This window comes from Thermosynechococcus sp. Uc (assembly GCF_029335995.1).
Classification (GTDB): domain Bacteria; phylum Cyanobacteriota; class Cyanobacteriia; order Thermosynechococcales; family Thermosynechococcaceae; genus Thermosynechococcus.
Map to the genome: position 1 here is coordinate 1 of NZ_JARJMS020000062.1, position 18334 is coordinate 18334.

At 54.0% G+C, this 18334-nt stretch carries 16 protein-coding genes; 11 read left to right on the forward strand and 5 right to left on the reverse strand.

The features are described 5' to 3' along the window. The 7 genes from P3X23_RS06890 to P3X23_RS06920 all read left to right on the forward strand — a co-directional run. Positions 1–1303, forward strand: a 1303-nt coding sequence (locus tag P3X23_RS06890) for a GNAT family N-acetyltransferase (RefSeq protein ID WP_300874602.1), incomplete at its 5' end; no start/stop codon positions are given. Between the two features lie 40 nt (positions 1304–1343). Next, positions 1344–2480 (forward strand): 5-(carboxyamino)imidazole ribonucleotide synthase, encoded by a 1137-nt coding sequence (locus P3X23_RS06895; RefSeq protein WP_300874604.1) that lies wholly within the window; start codon positions 1344–1346, stop codon positions 2478–2480. Positions 2481–2492: 12 nt separating this feature from the next. Further along, a complete protein-coding gene (locus P3X23_RS06900; RefSeq protein WP_300874606.1) occupies positions 2493–4028 on the forward strand; it encodes a hypothetical protein in 1536 nt (511 codons plus the stop codon). A gap of 1 nt (position 4029) precedes the next feature. Then, on the forward strand, positions 4030–4323 hold the full coding sequence (locus P3X23_RS06905; RefSeq protein WP_300874608.1) for a DUF2103 domain-containing protein: 294 nt from the start codon (positions 4030–4032) through the stop codon (positions 4321–4323). 3 nt (positions 4324–4326) lie between these two features. Beyond that, a complete protein-coding gene (locus P3X23_RS06910; RefSeq protein WP_300874611.1) occupies positions 4327–5328 on the forward strand; it encodes an ABC transporter permease in 1002 nt (333 codons plus the stop codon). Between the two features lie 233 nt (positions 5329–5561). After that, complete coding sequence (locus tag P3X23_RS06915; RefSeq protein WP_300874614.1) at positions 5562–5924, forward strand: single-stranded DNA-binding protein; 363 nt, start codon at positions 5562–5564, stop codon at positions 5922–5924. A 30-nt stretch (positions 5925–5954) separates the two neighbouring features. Beyond that, complete coding sequence (locus tag P3X23_RS06920; protein WP_300874617.1) at positions 5955–8189, forward strand: transglycosylase domain-containing protein; 2235 nt, start codon at positions 5955–5957, stop codon at positions 8187–8189. Here P3X23_RS06920 and P3X23_RS06925 read toward each other — a convergent pair. Together P3X23_RS06925 and P3X23_RS06930 are read right to left on the reverse strand one after the other, a co-directional pair. Then, the gene (locus P3X23_RS06925) at positions 8186–9256 is read right to left on the reverse strand and encodes an ABC transporter ATP-binding protein (RefSeq protein WP_300874620.1); all 1071 of its coding nucleotides are present in this window, start codon (positions 9254–9256) and stop codon (positions 8186–8188) included. The genes P3X23_RS06920 and P3X23_RS06925 overlap by 4 nt on opposite strands. Positions 9257–9524: 268 nt before the next feature. Further along, positions 9525–9992 (reverse strand): DUF4079 domain-containing protein, encoded by a 468-nt coding sequence (locus P3X23_RS06930; protein ID WP_300874622.1) that lies wholly within the window; start codon positions 9990–9992, stop codon positions 9525–9527. Positions 9993–10240: 248 nt separating this feature from the next. Between P3X23_RS06930 and P3X23_RS06935 the strand changes: the two genes are divergently transcribed. Next, positions 10241–11173 (forward strand): DUF1517 domain-containing protein, encoded by a 933-nt coding sequence (locus tag P3X23_RS06935; protein ID WP_300874625.1) that lies wholly within the window; start codon positions 10241–10243, stop codon positions 11171–11173. Between the two features lie 5 nt (positions 11174–11178). Here the strand turns inward: P3X23_RS06935 and P3X23_RS06940 are convergent, their stop codons facing one another. Then, on the reverse strand, positions 11179–12162 hold the full coding sequence (locus tag P3X23_RS06940; protein WP_300874627.1) for a glucokinase: 984 nt from the start codon (positions 12160–12162) through the stop codon (positions 11179–11181). Continuing rightward, on the reverse strand, positions 12159–12926 hold the full coding sequence (gene purC, locus P3X23_RS06945) for a phosphoribosylaminoimidazolesuccinocarboxamide synthase (protein ID WP_300874630.1): 768 nt from the start codon (positions 12924–12926) through the stop codon (positions 12159–12161). Before purC ends, P3X23_RS06940 begins: the two co-directional genes overlap by 4 nt. Before the next feature lie 139 nt (positions 12927–13065). Here purC and P3X23_RS06950 point away from each other — a divergent pair, with 139 nt between their 5' ends. Both P3X23_RS06950 and P3X23_RS06955 read left to right on the forward strand, forming a co-directional pair. Next, positions 13066–13830, forward strand: coding sequence for a helix-turn-helix domain-containing protein (locus P3X23_RS06950; protein ID WP_300874632.1), 765 nt, complete (start codon positions 13066–13068; stop codon positions 13828–13830). 10 nt (positions 13831–13840) lie between these two features. Further along, positions 13841–17332 (forward strand): AAA-like domain-containing protein, encoded by a 3492-nt coding sequence (locus P3X23_RS06955; RefSeq protein ID WP_300874635.1) that lies wholly within the window; start codon positions 13841–13843, stop codon positions 17330–17332. Here the strand turns inward: P3X23_RS06955 and P3X23_RS06960 are convergent. Beyond that, positions 17329–17649, reverse strand: coding sequence for an MgPME-cyclase complex family protein (locus tag P3X23_RS06960; protein ID WP_300874638.1), 321 nt, complete (start codon positions 17647–17649; stop codon positions 17329–17331). The genes P3X23_RS06955 and P3X23_RS06960 overlap by 4 nt on opposite strands. Positions 17650–17935: 286 nt before the next feature. Here P3X23_RS06960 and P3X23_RS06965 point away from each other — a divergent pair. Further along, a partial coding sequence (locus P3X23_RS06965) for a hypothetical protein (RefSeq protein WP_300874641.1) occupies positions 17936–18334 on the forward strand: 399 nt, incomplete at its 3' end.

The following is an 18334-nucleotide window of genomic DNA, read 5'->3' on the forward strand; positions in this document are numbered from 1 at the left end:
CACCACAACCCCCCCCGACCGCGAGAGGGTTGCCTGCCTTTTTGAACAAGTGCGCAGTGAGGGGCGCACCCTATTGACCGAGTGGGAAGCCAAGGCAGTACTGGCCGCCTATGGCCTGCCGGTGGTGGAAACCTGTATTGCCCGCAGTGAAGCAGAGGCGGTAGCTGCCGCCGATCGCCTGGGGTACCCTGTGGTGCTAAAGCTCTATTCGCCCACCATTACCCACAAAACCGACGTCGGCGGTGTGGCGCTCAATCTCCCCGATGCCGCTGCCGTTCTCACCGCCTACCAACAGATTGAAAAAAATGTAACGATGGCTGCTGGGGCGGGTCACTTTGCCGGTGTCACGGTGCAGCCCATGATTCCTTGGCGGGGGTTTGAGCTAATTTTGGGCAGCTCCACAGACCCGCAATTTGGGCCAGTGATTCTTTTTGGCACAGGAGGGCAGTTGGTGGAAGTCCTTGAAGACACGGCCATCTCCCTCCCTCCTTTGAATACCACCTTGGCGCGCCGCCTTATTCAGCAAACCAAAATTTCCCGCGCCTTTAATGGTGTCCGCGGCTGGCCGCCTCTAAATCTAAGCCTCCTTGAGGATTTACTGGTGCGCTTTAGCCTGTTGGTGGTAGAGCAGCCCTGGATCAAGGAAATTGACATCAACCCCCTCTTGGTGGCGCCCCCCGATCGCCTAGTGGCCTTAGATGCCCGCATTGTTCTCCACAAGGACGAAAGTACCTTTGTCAAGCCAGCCATTCGCCCCTATCCCACGCAATACGTCAGTCCATGGCAATTGCGCGATGGCACGCCGGTGCTCATTCGACCCATTCGGCCAGAGGATGAGCCACTGATGCGCCAGTACCACGCCACTCTTTCGGAGCAGAGCGTTTATCTGCGCTATTTTCACCTCATGAAACTCTCCCAGCGGATTGCCCACGAGCGCTTGGTGCGCATTTGCTTTGTGGACTATGACCGCGAAATGGCGCTTGTGGCGGAGCGTCAAAGTGACGGTCAACCGGAAATTATTGGCGCCGCTCGCCTCAGTAAGGATCACTTTAGCAATACCGCCGAGTTTTCGCTGCTGATTAGCGATCCCTGGCAGCGCCAAGGCCTTGGCACCGAATTGCTGCGCCGTTTAATCCAAATTGGCCGCGACGAAGGCCTCAGTGCCATCCACGCCTACGTGCTTAAAGACAACGAGGGCATGATTCGCATTTGCCGTAAATTGAACTTTGAGTTTACTGCTGGCGATGATCCCAGTCTTTGGTTAGTGCAGCTTTTCCTGGCAGCAGACGCTCAAGGGACATAGACGTAGGACAATAGGTGCCGTTGAGTCTAGTGCACAAAGCGTGAGCAAAAGAACCAAAATTGGGGTAATTGGCGGCGGTCAGTTGGCTTGGATGCTGGGACTGGCGGCCAAGGAAATGGGGCTGAGCCTTTGGGTACAAACGCCTGCGGTCACCGATCCAGCGGTGGCTGTTGCTGAGGGAGTCTGCTATGGGGCGATTGCCGATGTGGCAACAACTGCACAACTGGCGACGCAGGTGGATGTCATCACCTTTGAAAATGAGTTTGTGGATCTGGAGGGACTGCAACACCTTGAACAGCAGGGGGTTTGCTTTTATCCCCGTCTTGCCTCCCTTACCCCCCTCTTGGACAAGTACCAGCAGCGGCACTTTTTGCAGAAGCTGGGGCTTCCTGTACCGGACTTTGCCTATTTGGGCGATCGCCCCCCCGCCTTTCCCTGTGTGATTAAGGCCTGTCGCCACGGTTATGACGGCCAAGGCACATTTGTAATACCGGATGAAGGGGCATGGCAACAGTTTCAACAGCGTTGGCCACAGAGGCCGCCGCAAGGGTTTTTGGTGGAAGCCTTTGTGCCCTATGTCAAGGAATTGGCAATCATGGCAGCGCGATCGCCCCAAGGGGAGATTGCCCTTTACCCCGTCGTGGAAACCCAGCAGGTGGATGCCATCTGTCGGCGCGTGATAGCTCCTGCCTTCGTTGACCCCCCAGTGAGCCAGCAAATTGAGGCCATTGCCCGCCAAATTCTAACTGCCCTTGAGGCAGTGGGCGTTTTTGGCATTGAATGTTTCCTGACCGCCAGCGGTGAGGTACTGGTCAATGAAATTGCCCCCCGCGTCCACAATTCTGGCCACTACACCATGGATGCTTGTATCACCAGTCAGTTTCAGCAGCACTTGCGTGCCATTAGCGGCCAACCCTTGGGCAGCCCCGCAATGCAAGTGCCGGCAGCGGTGATGGTGAATTTGTTGGGCTTAGCGGCGCCGCAGGTGGACTATAGAGCAAAATGTGAGGCCTTGGCTGCCCTCCCCCGTGCGAACCTGCACTGGTATGGTAAATGTCAAACCTACGCGGGTCGTAAGCTGGGTCATGTCACTGTCCTGTTGCCGCAACCGCAGGCAGCACTGCCCATGATCCAGCACATTGAGGCCCTCTGGTATGGTGCTCCTGTTGCGGTGTAAACATGTCTGCTGATGTCTCCTCACCCCTTTCCACAGCCCCTCGACCGAACCGCCTTAAGCGTATTCTTTGCGGCTGTTGTCTTTACCCTTTTGCTGTTGTGGGCAGGGGATCGTACCCAAGCCCAAGTGCGCGATTTCACTTGGCAAAACCGTGATGTGGGGGCCGAGGATCGCGCCTTTATCCTCTCCTTTAACCGGCAAATGGACTGGTCTTCGGTGGCAGCGCATCTCAAGATTGAGCCCCCCCTAGAGGGCAAAGCCAGTTGGTCAGGGCGGCGTTTTGCCTATACGCTGAGGCAGCCAATTCCCTACGGTCAAACCTTCAAAGTCTCCCTAGAAGGCGCTGTTTCTGTGCCCCAAGGCAAGCCGATCAAACCCTTTCAGGGGCAGTTTCGCAGTCGCGATCGCGTGCTTGTGTATCTTGGTTCGGGGGTCGAAGAGGGACGATTAATCCTCTACAACTTGACGTTGCAGCAAAAAACTTTTCTCACCCCCCCCAATCTGCGGGTGCTTGACTTTCAGCCCTATCCGGCGGGCGATCGCATTCTCTTTAGTGCGGGTGAACGGGGCGAGCAAATGGGCTTTGACCCCCAACTGTACACCGTCACCACCGGACTATACTTTAACGCTCCCGATGCCCCCCGCCGTCAACCGCGACCCGCGGGTGAAATTTCCCTGATCCTCGACAACAGCGAGTACCAGAATTTGCGCTTCCAGTTGGCCAATGATGGCAGCAAAATTGTTGTGCAGCGGGTGAATCGTCTGCAGCCGACAGACAGTTCCCTCTGGCTTCTCGATGAAAATTTTCAGCCCCGTCGGCTCAATCAAGCGGCCGCTGGCGATTTTCGCATTGCTCCCGACAACCAACATTTAATTATTGCCCAAGGGCAGGGACTGGCGATTGTTCCCCTAGAACCCAGCAATGGCAAAAACGACTTTGACTTTTTACCCCAGTATGGCATGGTGCTAGACTTTAGCCGCGATGGACGGCAAGTGGCAGTGGTGAAGTTTAACCCCAATTTCTCGCGATCCCTCTACGTGGTGGATCTTTTCGGTGAACAGCGGGAACTGCTGACCCTCAATGGCTCCATCATTGCCGGTCAATTTGACCCCCAAGGGGAATTTCTCTATGCCATCCTCACCCGCCTTGAAGGGGCAGGCAACAACCGCGAAATCCCCTACCTTGCTCTTTTTGATCTGAAAACCAAGGAACTGTTCAAGCTCAAAGATTTTGACCCGCAGCAGGAACTGTACCTGAGCTTGGCACCCGATGGCCGTATCCTGGCCGTTGACTCTGTTGAGGGGCGCGAAATTCCAGAAGAGGTGAACAATAGCGATTTGTACAGTGACACTGCACCGCTTAACCCCAACCCCAATGATTTAGCAGAACTGCCCAGTCGCCCCCAAGCGTCACCACCGCCACTGCGTCAACTGCCCCCTCAACAGCATCAAATTTGGCTTTTCCCTCTAAAATCAAATCAGGATAAAATTACTGTTGGGATGCCAGAGCCTTTGGCACTCGGCTTGCGAGCACGGTGGTTACCTTAAAATGGCAGCAGCAACTGGTCGGGTTGTCCTCAATCACTCCACCCATATTGAGGGGCTGATTCCCGTCTTGGAAAAACTGGCCAAGGTAGCGGGGATCAGCACCCTCACCCCCGGTGTCATTGCCGCTGTCAAAGGTCAATCCCCCCATCTCCAACTGAGGGTCTCTGTCCCCATCAAAGGCGGGTTTAAGCTAATTGCGCGACGCGGCAAAACCGTGCAGGAAGTCTTTGTGGTCACCCAGCTCAGTAAAGCCGAGTTGAAAGCAGCCATTGATACCGTGCTGGCCTCTAAATAAGCCATGCTCAAATCCATTGGCCAACGCTTGGGAAACGACACAAGCCGTTTAATTTTGCAGCGCTTGGGGGAAGCCCTCATCACGTTGCTTTTGGCCTCTGCATTGAGTTTTACCATTATGCAGTTGGCGCCGGGGAACTATCTCGACACGCTCAAGACTGATCCACAGATTTCTGTGGAACGCTTGCAGGAATTGGAGCAGCAATTTGGTCTTGATAAGTCCCCCGTAGAGCAGTACTTTCGCTGGTTGTGGCAGATTCTTCGCTATGGCAACTTCGGTACCAGTTTTGTCTATCAGCGCCCGGTGGCATCGCTATTGTGGGAGCGGGTACCCGCTACCCTACTGCTCTCTTTTAGCTCTATTCTCCTGACATGGGGATTCGCCATTCCCCTAGGAATTTGGGCAGCCGTGACCCAAGATCGTTGGAGCGATCGCCTACTGCGGGTCATTAGTTACATTGGCCAAGGGTTTCCCAGTTTTATTACCGCCTTACTGCTGTTGTTTTTAGCTCAGAGTACCCCCTTGTTTCCCGTCGGTGGCATGACCAGCCTCTTTTACGATGAACTGCCGTGGTGGGGCAAGGTGCTCGACATTGGCTGGCACTTGATTTTGCCGACGGTTGCCCTCACCCTCACCAGTTTTGCGGCGTTACAACGGCTGATGCGCGGCAATTTACTGGATGTGTTGCGGCAAAACTACATTCAAACAGCACGGGCCAAGGGACTCCCCGAATCGCGGGTGATCTATGTCCATGCCCTGCGCAATGCGGTGAACCCCCTAATTACCCTTTTGGGCTTTGAATTTGCCAGCCTCCTCAACGGCGCATTTATTGCTGAGTTTTTCTTTAACTGGCCGGGTCTCGGTCGGCTGATTTTACAGGCGGTTACTGCCCAAGATATTTATGTGGTGATGGCGAGTCTGATGATGGGGGCAGTGATGTTGATTGTCGGCAACCTTCTGGCAGACTTGCTCCTGAAATGGGCAGATCCACGTATTCAATATTGAGGGAGACAAAAGTTTACGTATAGGCAGAAAACCACGGCGCCAAAGAGTGCTAGAGAATTCTGAAAAGACACTTGCCACAAGGTATAGCTGCCCTGATTCAGGATGAAGATAACATCAAAGATCCTGTGAGTGTACTCACTACTCCATGCAGTAGAAACCCCGAGGGAAAACGTCGAGCTTTACAAAGCTGAATTTTGAGATAATGAATAAAAAACAATCTGAGGCAGTCAGCGATGAGTTTAAATGTGGTTCATCTAGTGGGTTATGTCGGCAGCGATCCGGAGGTGCGCTATTTTGAGTCAGGAAGTGTGAAGTGCCGGCTAACCTTGGCAGTGAATCGCCCGAGCAAGGAGGATCAACCCGATTGGTTTAACTTAGAAATTTGGGGTAAAACAGCTCAGGTGGCCGCTGATTATGTGCGCAAAGGAACGCTTTTGGGTGTTAAGGGCAGTCTGAAGTTCGATCGCTGGCAAGACCGCAACACGGGAGCCGCACGCTCCTCGCCGGTGATTTTGGTTGAGCGCATGGACATTCTCAGCTCTAAGCGGGATACGGATCCCAACGCAGTTCCGGCGGGCTATGTGCCCGAAATGTAGGGATACAATTAACGTTCTATAGCTGCTGCCATGCCCAATCCTGCCCGAGATTTTTGGCAGTCCATGACTCAGACCGTCACCCAAGCGGTGCAAACGGTACAGTCTCGGTTTGATTGGCAACAGGTCTCCCTCAGGGAAAATGCCCGCACACCTGAACTCTGGGTAGAGTTCAAAGGTCAACGCCAAGTCTTTCCCCTAGTTGGCGATCGCTACATTATTGGCCGTAGTCAAAGCCGTGCCGATATTATTATTGACGCAGAGATTGTCAGTGGCACCCACGCCCGCCTAAAACGGCTCACCCCGAGCGGCGTCTTTCAAATCCAAGACTTAGATTCCACCAATGGCATCTATCGCCAACGGCAGCGTCTCCAAACCGGTGAGCTCCACCACGGCGATGTCATTACCCTTGGCCCGCCAGAGGTCAAAGGCGCCGTTACCCTCCGCTTCCACAATTCCCCCCCCCTTTTGGTTCAGGTTCTCACCTACGGCATTTGGGGGGTAATCGGCATCAGTGTCCTAGGGATAGGATTGCTGACTGTGGAAGCCAACAAAGTGACGGTACGTCCCCTGCCTCCAATTGAGCAAGGTCCAATTATTCTCCTCGATCGCCAAGGGGAACTGATCAACCCAGTGGAGGATCGCGCCCACCGCGAACTGCAACGTCTCAATGACTTTTCCCCCTATCTAGTTCATGGGGTGTTGGCCTCTGAGGATGTTCGTTACTACTGGCACTTCGGCATCGATCCTTTGGGCATGGTGCGAGCCACACTTACCAACTTACTAGCCCGTCAAACCCGGGAAGGGGCAAGTACTCTATCACAACAATTGGCACGTACACTCTTTCGGTCCTATGTGGGGATGGATGAAAGCCTCAGCCGCAAGTGGCGGGAAATGGCAGCTGCCCTAAAGTTGGAATTTTTCTACAGCAAAGATGAGCTGCTTTTGGCCTACCTCAACCGTGTCTATTTGGGCATGGGAAATCGCGGCTTTGAGGATGCAGCTCAATTCTACTTTGATAAACCCGCCAAAGACTTGACCCTCAACGAAGCCGCCACACTGGTGGGAATTTTGCCTGCGCCCAATCGTTTTAATCCTGTGCGCGACTACGATGCTGCCGTAGATTATCGCAATCGTGTCATTTTGCGCATGGTGCAGCAGGGCTACATTAGCAAAGAAGAGGGCGATCGCGCCCGCCGTTCCCGCATTGAAATTAGTCCCAAGGCGCGGGAATTGCTTACTGCTCAGCGCTTTCCTTACTATACGGATCATGTCTATCAGGAACTTGCTCAACTTCTAGGTGAAAACCTTGCCCAAGAGGGCAACCTGATTGTGGAAACAGGCTTAGACCCCCGTTGGCAAAAACTGGCTGAATCGAGTCTGCGCACTTTCATCAGCAACACGGGCAGCAGCTATGGTGTCAGTCAAGGGGCATTGATGACTCTGCAGCCCAGTAGTGGTTTGATTCTTGCTTTAGTGGGTGGGGTGGATTATCAAAAAAGCCAATTTAATCGTGCGACCCTTGCCCTGCGCCAACCGGGGTCCACCTTCAAGGTGTTCGCCTATACCGAAGCCCTCTTAAAAGGCCACACGGCCGCTGAAACTTTTTCCTGTGAGCCAGTCTTCTGGCAAGGGCAACAATTTGCAGGCTGTCGTAGCGGGGGGGGTGCAATGGATCTGGCCACGGCCCTAGCCCTGTCTGAAAACCCCATTGCTTTACGCCTAGCACAAACCGTTGGCTTACAAGCCATCATTCAATTGGCAAGAGCAATGGGAATTGTGAGTCCTCTGCAAGCGGTGCCCGGCTTGGTCCTCGGTCAAAGTGAGGTCACTCTCCTAGAAATCAGTGGTGCCTTTGCCGTACTCGCCAATGAGGGACAGCGCATTCCCCCCCATGCCATTCTTGCGGTGCGCGATGGCGGTGATTGTAAACATGCAAACGACTGGCAGACCTGTCGCCTCATCTATGCCGCAAGCGATGAAATGCCTCAGCGGGTTCTCGACCCAGCGATCGCCAATGAAATGACCCGTTTACTCACCGCTGTTGTCAGTCGGGGGACGGGTCGGGCTGCTGCCATTGGCCGTCCAGTTGCCGGCAAAACCGGCACCACCAACGAGGGTCGTGATCTTTGGTTTATTGGCTATGTCCCCAGCGCCGATGTTCTCACCGGCATTTGGCTAGGCAATGATGACAATAGCCCTACCCAAGGCAGTAGTGGTCTCGCTGCCGCCCTTTGGGGTCAGTATATGGCACAGGCCCTAGATTAGCTTTCTTTGGGGAAAAAACGCACCGCTTCAGCTGCCACTTTTACCGCAGTGCCAATGGGAATATCCACAGCAAGGGGCTGGCGGGCATGGAGTTCCTTGCCACAGGGCAGTTGAATGCAGTAGCGATACTCGCGACCAAGAAACTGGCGATCGCGAATCACAAAGCAACCGGTGGCCTCAAGATCGGGCTGCAACTGGAGATCTTCTTCCCGAATCATCACTTCCCCTTCTCCCCTCGGCAGTGCTTCCAAAAGGGGAAATGTCCCAACATCCGTGCGCACCTGCGACCCTTCCACACAGGCGGGCAAAAAATTAGCTTGGGTAATGAAACCGGCCACAAACCGTGAAGCCGGCTGGCAATAGATCTCTTCAGGGGTACCCACTTGCTCAATCTTGCCTTGGCGCATGACCGCTAGGCGATCCGACAGACTCAGGGCTTCCTCCTGATCATGGGTAACAAAAATTGCCGTTGTTCCTGTGCCCTTGAGAATTGTGCGCAATTCTTCCCGCAGGTGCAGGCGCACTTGGGCATCGAGATTGCTGAGGGGTTCATCGAGAAGAATGACCGCCGGTTGAGGGGCGATCGCCCGTGCCAAGGCCACTCGTTGCTGCTGTCCACCCGACAATTCGTGGGGGTAACGCTTTTCCATCCCCTCTAGATGCACTAAAGCCAAAACTGCTGCCACTCGCTCCTGAATTTGTCTCCTGCTGAGGCGTTGTTGTTGCAAACCAAAGGCAATGTTCTCGGCCACCGTCAAATGGGGAAAAAGGGCAAAGTCCTGAAAGACCATTCCCAAAGACCGTTGCTCTGGGGGCACAAAGACATGCGCCGCTGCCACACAGCGATCGCCCACCCTAATTTCCCCAGCATCTGGCGTGTCCAGACCTGCAATTAAGCGCAGTAGAGTTGTCTTGCCGCAACCCGAAGGTCCCAACAGCCCCAGAATTTCCCCCTCATGGACCCATAGGCTCACATCCCGAATCGCCGTAAAGCGGCCAAAGGACTTATATAAGTGCTCAACCTGGACAGCTGTTTTAAGCGGTGGCCTCAAGGAAAGTGTGGTCATGATTGCCCAGAAAGTGAATCGTCTGCAATAAGTAAGACTTAGGCGCTCCCACTGCCTTAGGAATGATTCGTAGTGCAGCCCCTTTCTGAAATCGGGGGTAGGTCAGGGCATCAAAATACTTGAATACCTTTGCTTTCGCAGTGTTAAGCAGACCCCATTCCCCTGAAAAGAGCCGCCATCGGTGTTCCTCTTATTTTGGCACAAACGCTCTCACTTGTTGCAGAAATTTTGCAATTGCTACGATTCCTTTCTGGGTTGCCGCTGCCCCCTAGGTGGCATTGAGAATTCGCTGCACAATTTGCAAACCCGTCACCGCCTGCCAGCCAAAGAGGATGACCAGAAACAGATTCAAGGTCATGTGCAGTGCCCGCGCAGCCTCGCTTCCTTTTTGCATAAAGGGGGTTAAGCTCGCAGAAATCGCAATCAATGCCGTCATCGTCAGTCCGACAATCAAGTGCGGCCCGACAAAAAGTTTGCCATTATTGATGTAGGTGACCGCCATCCCGCCAATCGTCCCCATCACCATTAAAGCCAATAGGATAGCGCCCACTTGGTGGTGCCTGAGATTGACCTTCGATTGAATGAGGGCTTTCTTTTCCTCGCCGCTGAGGGAGCGTAGGCGACGGGTTTGAATTCCCAGATACATGGCATAGAGCGTAAGTGCAAAAAGTACCCACATCAGTACTGGGTGGGCAAAGGTAATCACGGGCTTGAGAGACTCAGGAATTTCAATCATGGATTTCGTAAACAGAACTCGGCAGGCAAAGCATTTATCGAAAGTTTGCTTTTCATATCGTAGTACAGTCCTTTTCTAAAATATGGTGTACCCCAAGGGGGGGAAGCGCCCCTTGCGATGTCAACTCCCTCCTTGCGAGAAAGGCTGTAGGGCTTGATCGGACTTCCCCATCTGCTCTAAAGATGCCAAGACGTTAGACTGAGAGCAGGACATCTTCTTTGGTATGTCAATCCTTGGGAACACAATTTATGATGAAAACTTTTTGGCAACGTCTCAAATCTATCACAGCAATAGTGGCAGTGGGGGTTTTGATTGCCCATCTGGTGCTTGACAGTGGTGCCGCCTGGGCAGCCCGCAGTGGCGGACGGATTGGGGGTGGCTCCTTTAGTCGGCCGGCGCCCACCCGTTCCTACCGTGCCCCCCGCAGTGATTACGGCTATGTCCAGCCCGTTCCAGTCTATGGCGGTGGTTTTGGCTTTCCCTTTCTGATTCCCTTCTTTGGTTTTGGCGGTGGCTTTGGCGGCCTTTTTACGATCATCTTGATCGGTGTACTTGCCAATACTTTGATCTCTGCTTTCCGCAACTTCCGCAGCAGCGGCGATGACTCTGAAATCTACGCCGATAATCCGCCGGTCTCCCTACATACGCTGCAGGTGGGACTGCTGGCTCAAGCCCGTGAACTACAAGAGGAACTGAATCAACTAGCGCTCACTGCCGATACCCAAAGTCCCGAAGGTTTGACCAAAGTGCTTCAAGAGGCAACCCTTGCCCTACTGCGTCATCCCCAATACTGGGTCTATGCCCACGCCAGCAGCCAAGAAACAAAGCTGCTGCAGGCGGAAACAGCCTTTAACCAACTGGCGCTTGCAGAGCGGAGCAAACTTAGTGCTGAAACCCTGTCTAACTACCGTCGTGAGATTAAGCAGACGGCGATCGCCCCTGGGGTGAGCAATGATGTGGGTGAATACATTGTCGTGACTTTGGTGGTGGCTGCCACTGGACGCTTGACTTTGCCCGCAGTCAATAATGACCTAGAGCTACGGCAAGCACTGCAACAGTTGGGAGGCATTGGCAGCGATCGCCTACTGGCGGTGGAACTGCTCTGGCAACCCCAAGCCATCGGGGATACCCTCACTGCCGATGAATTGCTGATGGCCTATCCACAACTGAAGCACCTGTAAGACCCCTAGTCCCCCTGAGCTGCCAAATGTACGGCACCCCGTAATCCCACCTCAGGATTTGTAATCACGGCAACGTACAACTGCTCCATCAGGGGGCGAAACCGTCCTTTATTCACAAACCCTTGGAGAAAGGTGCCGTCGGTCATTTTCGGTAGAATCTTGGGGGCAATTCCCCCGGCAATCAGCACTCCTCCTAAGGGCAAACTTTTCAGAGCCAGGTTTCCAGCCTCTGCCCCATAGGCATCCACAAACATTCGCAAGGCTTCTGCGCACAGGGGATCCCCCTCAAGACCGTATTGGCTGATGACGGCAGCCCCATCCTCTGCCTCTGCCATCGCTGCTGCAACGCCTGCTGATTCGGGAGCAAAGTTGACCCCCTTGAGATATTCGTAAATCGCTACCAGCCCCGCCCCAGAGACCACCCGCTCTACGGACACTCGCTCGTAGGTTTGCCAGAGATAGCGCAATAGACCTATTTCCTGTTCATTGCGCGGCGGAAAGTCGGTGTGGCCGCCCTCAAGGGGAAGCACTTGGTAGCGATCGCCCTGCCAAATCATCAAGGCCTCCCCCAATCCAGTACCGGCTCCCAAGAGGGCAATAGGCGCTTGGGGACGCCGCGGCCGCTCTTGTAGGACAACAAACTCCGTTGGCGGCAGCACCAATGCCCCATAGGCCACAGCGGCAAAGTCATTCAGCAGCGTTACACTCGGGATCTGCAATGCCGTCTCTAATTGCGCACCACTGACCCGCCAGCCCAAATTCGTTACTTGAGCCACCTGGTCAATCACCGGACCTGGAATCCCCAGACAAGCCCTCTGGGGATGGGCAGGACTCTCCCTGAGGAACGTTTGCAAAAGAGCCGTCAAGTCAGGAAAATTGCGGCTGGTGTATTTAGCCCTGTGGAGCAAATGCCAATCACTGCCCACCACATCCCACAACTCGACGAGCGTTTTTGTGCCGCCAACATCGGCACCGAGAACGACAGTCATTGCTCACCTAGGGCTGCTGAAGGTTTCTGACTGCAGTCGGTGGAATGGGCTAAGACCCGCTGCATCACAAGGGCGTAGGCCTCTTCAATGGCGCCCAAATCTTGGCGAAAACGATCTTTGTCGAGAATGCGCTTCTTAGGATCGCTTTCCTCCTGATTCCAAAGGCGGCAACTGTCGGGGCTGATTTCATCTGCTAAGAGAATCTCTCCACTGCGACTGCGGCCAAACTCCAGCTTAAAGTCCACCAGAGTAATGCCACACTCGGCAAAAAAGCGACTGAGGTGGGTATTCACAGCCAAGGCCATTTGCGTCATTTGAGCCACTTCCTCATCCGTAGCAATCTGCAATAGGCGCAAGCGATCGCCCGTAAGCAGCGGATCCCCCAGAGCATCATTTTTGAGGTAAAACTCCACAAGTGGAGGATTGAGTTCTAAACCTAGGGGCAATCCCGTCTGGCGACACAGGCTTCCTGCCGCCCGATTGCGCACCACCACCTCAAGGGGAATAATCTCTACCCGTCGAATATGCATCCTCTGCGGTGCCACTTGGGCAATAAAATGGTTGGGAATGCCCTGAGCTGCCAGATACTGAAACAAACGGCTGGCGATCGCGCAGTTCATCACTCCCTTGTTTTGGATCGAGCCGCGCTTTTGAGCATTAAAAGCGGTTGCCTCATCCTTGAACTCCGCCAGCAAGATGTCTGGATCTGCTGTGGCGTAAATAATTTTTGCTTTGCCTTCGTACAAGGGAGAGACTGGAGTCATAAAAAGCAATGGGTCTAAAAGCCAGATCTAGCCTAGCAAAGCCTGTCCCCCAATCTACGGAGCTTCCTGTAGGATAATCGCAATAGCTAACCCCCTCTGCGGCAAATTGGCATAGACTGACGGCAGGAGATAGATAGCAATGCCTCACCTCAGTAGTCAACAGGTAGAAAAACTGGCAGAAATTGGTACCTTCCTCCGCGACAAGCGACTAGAACTCGGTCTGAGCCTTGAGGAATTGGCCGCTAAAACCTTAGTGCGCCAGTCAATCTTGGCAGCGATTGAGAATGCTAGCCCAGAGGAGTTACCTGAACCTGTTTATACCCAAGGTTTTATTCGCCGTTTTGCCGATGCCCTTGGCCTAGATGGCAAAAGCGTGGCTGCCCATTTTCCAACAGGGGTTGAACCTGCGCAGCGACCCCATCCATCCGGTGTCTCTAGAGGCGGTGTGGGTTGGCAGTTGCGGCCAATTCACCTGTACTTGACATACTTAGCCTTAGTGGCAGCGGCCGTGGCGGGGTTGGCCTATTTCTTTCGTCCTCAAGCCCAAAGCATTACCGATTTACCCCCTGCCCCTCCTCCCAGCCCCACAGCGGCGGTAACACCTCGTCTTCCTCCTGCGAAAACTCTTGAGGTCAAATTATCCCTCTCCGATGCCTCCTGGCTAGAGGTGGAAGCGGATGGTCGCGTTGTCTATGCCGGTATTCTGCAGTCGGGAACAGAGCGCCGTTGGCAAGCTCAAGAACGCCTGATTGTGCGCAGTGGCAATGCGGGGGCTGTCAACGTCAGTGTCAACAACGGTCCGTTTCAACCCCTAGGGCAACTAGGAGAAGTTAAAGAAAAAGAATTTCTGGTGAATCAGGCCACAACCACGTCAACAGCACCTGAGCGCACTGTTAACAACTAGGTCACCCTCAATGGCTCCAGCAATCACCTATCAAGTGGGGGGAAGCTTGCCCCCCACATCGGCAGTGTATGTGCGACGCCAAGCAGATGCCGATCTTTTGGCGGCCCTCACCGCCGGCGAGTTTTGCTATATCCTCAATTCGCGGCAAATGGGCAAATCCAGCCTGCGGGTGCAGGTGACACAACAACTGATGAGAAGGGGGTACCGCTGTGCCGCCCTCGACATCACTAAAATTGGTAGCCAGAATATTCAACCTGAGCAGTGGTATGCCAGCTTTGTCGGTGCTCTTATTCAGGGATTTCGGTTAACCGATGTGGTTGCATTGCGCTCTTGGTGGCGCGATCGCCAGCTGGTGTCGCCCATTCAACGCCTCAGTGACTTTGTGGAAACGGTGCTGCTTGCCCATACCCGTGAGCCTCTTGTGATTTTTATCGATGAAATTGATAGTCTGTTGAGTCTGCCCTTTGCCACCGATGATTTCTTTGCTTGGATCCGCGCTTGTTACAACCAACGCGCCGATTGCCCCGAATATCAGCGCCTCACTTTCGCCCTCTTTGGTGTGGCCACTCCCGATCAACTGATTCAGGATAAGCAGCGCACCCCCTTTAACATTGGCTGTGCCATTGATTTACAGGGGTTTACCCTTGGGGAAGCCACACCGCTACTCAAGGGCATTGCCCACCTCAGCGATCATCCCGAGCAACTCTTAGCCGAGATCCTCAACTGGACCGGCGGCCAACCCTTTTTGACCCAAAAACTCTGTCGCCTTTTGCAACACCACGGGTCATTTATGCCGGCCTCTGCCCTCGTGCAGCAATTGGCTCAGTTTGTGCAAGACCATATCCTTCAAGATTGGGAGCGGCAAGATGAACCAGAACACCTAAAGACCATTCGCAATCGCCTGCTGGCGGATGAACAGCGCAGCGGTCGTCTCTTGGGACTCTATCAACGCATCTTGGAAACAGGAGGTGTCCCCCTCGATGGCAGTTATGAGCAGCGTGCCCTTGCTTTGACGGGATTGGTGTGCCAGCGCCAAGGGAAGTTGCAGGTGTTTAACCCCATTTATGCCCAAGTCTTTAATGCCCAGTGGGTTGAACAACAGTTGGCTCAGTTGCGCCCCTACAGTGAGGAATTCCAAGCATGGCTGCGCTCTGGCAGCAAGGACAGCTCTCGTCTGCTGCGGGGACAAGCCCTTGAGGAGGCATTGCTCTGGGCAAGTGGCAAAAGTCTCAGTGACTTGGATTACCAGTACCTTTCTGCCAGTCAGGAGGCCAATCAAAAGGCAATTCAGGATACTCTGTTTCTTGAGCGCCAAGAAAAAGAAGCCATTAGCGCCGCCAATCGCATTTTAGAGGCAGCGCGTCATAAAGCCAGTCGTCTGACGCGGCGCGCCCTGATGGCGCTGGGGGTGGTTTCCCTAGTTTCTTTGGGGGTAGCAGCCATTTTGGCCAAGACCTATGCCGATTTACAGGCCACTCAGGCCAGTTTAGCCCTTGAGCAGACCAGTAATGATCTTTTAGAGCAGTTTCAAACCCAAGAGTTGCCCGCCCTGTTAGCTGCGGTTGCGGCGGGACGGGATCTGCAGCGCTTGGTGGGCGATCGCCCCCTCAGGGACTATCCCACTACCCGTCCCCTCTTTGTGCTCAATGTTTTTCTGGATCGCATTCAAGCGCGCAACCAATGGCACAGCCGGCACAATCCCCTTGTGGGCGCCTTCCTCACTGGCGATCGCCAGATGTTGAGTATCGGTGAAGGGGGTCTTGTGGAATTTTGGCAGCCGACGGGGCAGCGTCTGGGCACGCAGTCGTTGGCCATTGGCTCAGTGAAGTTAGCGCGGATCAGCCTTGCGGGCGATCGCTTGGGTCTGCTCAACGACAAGGGGGAAATTTCCCTGTGGCGCATCGAAGCGCAAAAACTGGTCTTTGAGCGGCGTTTGCCTGCTTTGCCCATCAACAACTTTCGCTTTAGTCCAACAGGGGAGGAGTTGACCGCCACCACAACCACAGGCGATCTGCTGCGTTGGAGCATTGCGGGGGAGCTGCTGACAACGATTCCCAGCCTTGGCCAGAGGATCAATAGCTTGAGTTATGCCGTCAGTGGCGATCGCTTAGCCACCGCCGATGAGGAAGGCTGGATTCGGGTTTGGTCGCCCCAGGGGCAATTACTGCAAGCATGGCAAGTCCAAGCAGATCTCCCTGTTCCCCAAACCAGTTTGACGTATCTGCGCAATGGTCAACTGGCTACTGTGGGCAAAGATGGTACCCTCCGCCTTTGGAATTCCAAAGGACAACAAATCAATCAATGGCGTGTTAGCTCAGCCCCTGTCTATTTTGTCGGCACCTCTCCTGTGGGGTATCGGCTATTGACCCTGAGCACCGATAACACGATGCGCCTCTGGCAGCCAACGGGGGAACTGATTGCCGAGTTACGCGGTCATGAACGCCTGATCAATACAGTGAGTTTTAATTCAACGGGGGCGGTTCTCCTCAGTAGCGATCGCGCTGGACAAATGACCCTCTGGTTCCTAGATCACGGCCGCACAGTGGAGTGGTTGGCCAATCAAGAAAGTATTTGGACGTTGGCTTTAGACCCCCAAGCAGCGACTTTGGTCACGGGGGGCAAAGATGGTCGCGTCAAGCATTGGCGACGGGATGGCACCCTCTTGGCAACAACGCCGGTGCTAGATGCAAAAGGGATTAACCAAGTGCTCTTTAGTCCCAGTGGCCAACAGGTGGCGATCGCCACCAAAGGGGGCAAACTGGTGTTGTGGCATCTCAAGGATGGGTCGCAGCAAACATGGCACCTCGCCATTGAAGTTCCCCTCTACACAGTTGCCATGGACGCCCAGGGGCGCTATCTAGCCGCCGGTGATGGAAAAGGCACCATTTATCTTATTGACCTCCAGCAACCGCAGAACATCCAAAAACGCCAAACCAAAGGGGAAATTTGGAGTCTCAGCTTTCATCCCCACCTCCCCCTGCTTGCAAGTACGGGGTCTGCGGGCACAATTGAAGTCTGGGATTTTGCCAGAGATCGCCTGGCCTATCGCTTGAATCCAGAGGCGGGATGGTTAGCTACTCTGGAATTTAGTGCCAACGGCCAATTCTTGGCAGCCGCCGGCGAAAGTGGCTCAGTCTATTTGTGGTCTATTCAGGGCAAAACGGCCGCTGGCCCTTCCCGTGTATTTCGTGCGCACCGGCGCAGTATTGTCAGTCTTGGTCTTAGCCCAGACGGTGAAATGATTGCCACTGCCTCCCCAGATCGCAGTGTGCGGGTTTGGACTCAAAGAGGACAGTTAGTTGCCCTCCTGGATCGCAGTTCTGCCATTCCCTACAGTGTGGATGTCAGCGGTCAAGACCCCCCCTACATGGCCATTGGCACCGAGGATGATGAAGTGTTCATCAGTCCGTTGGCCGGCCTAGGGCAATTATTAACTGGTGCCTGCACTTGGCTCAAAGACTACCGTCAACAAAATCCTGCGGTGCCTCAAGCCTGTCCCTAAACACTTGCCAAAGAGGCCAGCGGATTTGCAACCTCTGCGCTGGTAAATTGCCCCATTAGCACATACTCTAAGCGCAGTTTCAACCACTGGATAAATTGCTGGTTTGTGGAGAGAATGGCAGCGGCAGGCTGCGGGCAACGTGCCTTTTGTTCAGCAAACTGGGGCTGTTCCAAGAAGGCAGGCTCTACCACCAACCAAAAATCAATCTCTTTGCCCTGCTCCCGATAGTGACGCTGTCGCTCGCGAAACACTTCTTCAAGGGGTTCTTCTTCCGTCAAAAATTTTTTACTTGCGAGAATGTAATAGTACGTCGCCATAGGGATCGATGCAAAGCCACAGCATATTCTATACAGTGTTCAGCTTAGCATAAAGGCAACCCCTGTCTTGATGCCACTCTACGTTTATAGAGTCCAGTAGAGGATTGCGCCGCCATTGCCACTGAACTTTATTTTGCTGGCAGTTAAGTAAGATTGCAGCCCGTAACAATCAGCAAAATTTTCCAGAACCTGAAATTTTTATTCAAAGAAAAACCATACTAAACAATAGCCCGATTCTAGATTCCTTAACCCCTCCTAGAGTGTTGCTCCTCTGCTAGGTGCCCCTATGAAAAAAAGTGACAGACGCTTTGGCCTCTCGAAACGGCAGTTTCGCAAATTAATGCGCACCATGCGGCATTTGTTCTATCAGTTGCGCCTCTGGTTGCGACGGCGGCTCAGTTCAGTTGGGCAGCGCCGACAACTGCGGTTTGGCCGCGCGGGGTTTGTGCTGCCCACCGCCGTCATTGTTCTTGTGGTGATTACCCTAACCATAGGGGCACTGATGGTGCGGACGCTGACTCGCACAGCAGAAGTGGGTGCCCAACGCCAAGAGTTGCGGGTATTGACTGCCACAGCTACTGCGGTTGACAGTGCGAGGTCAAAGCTAGAGTACTTCTTTAACCAAGACCCGCTGCGACCCCAAGGTGTTCCCGGTGAGGCTCAAATTGAGCAGATTATGCTCAAT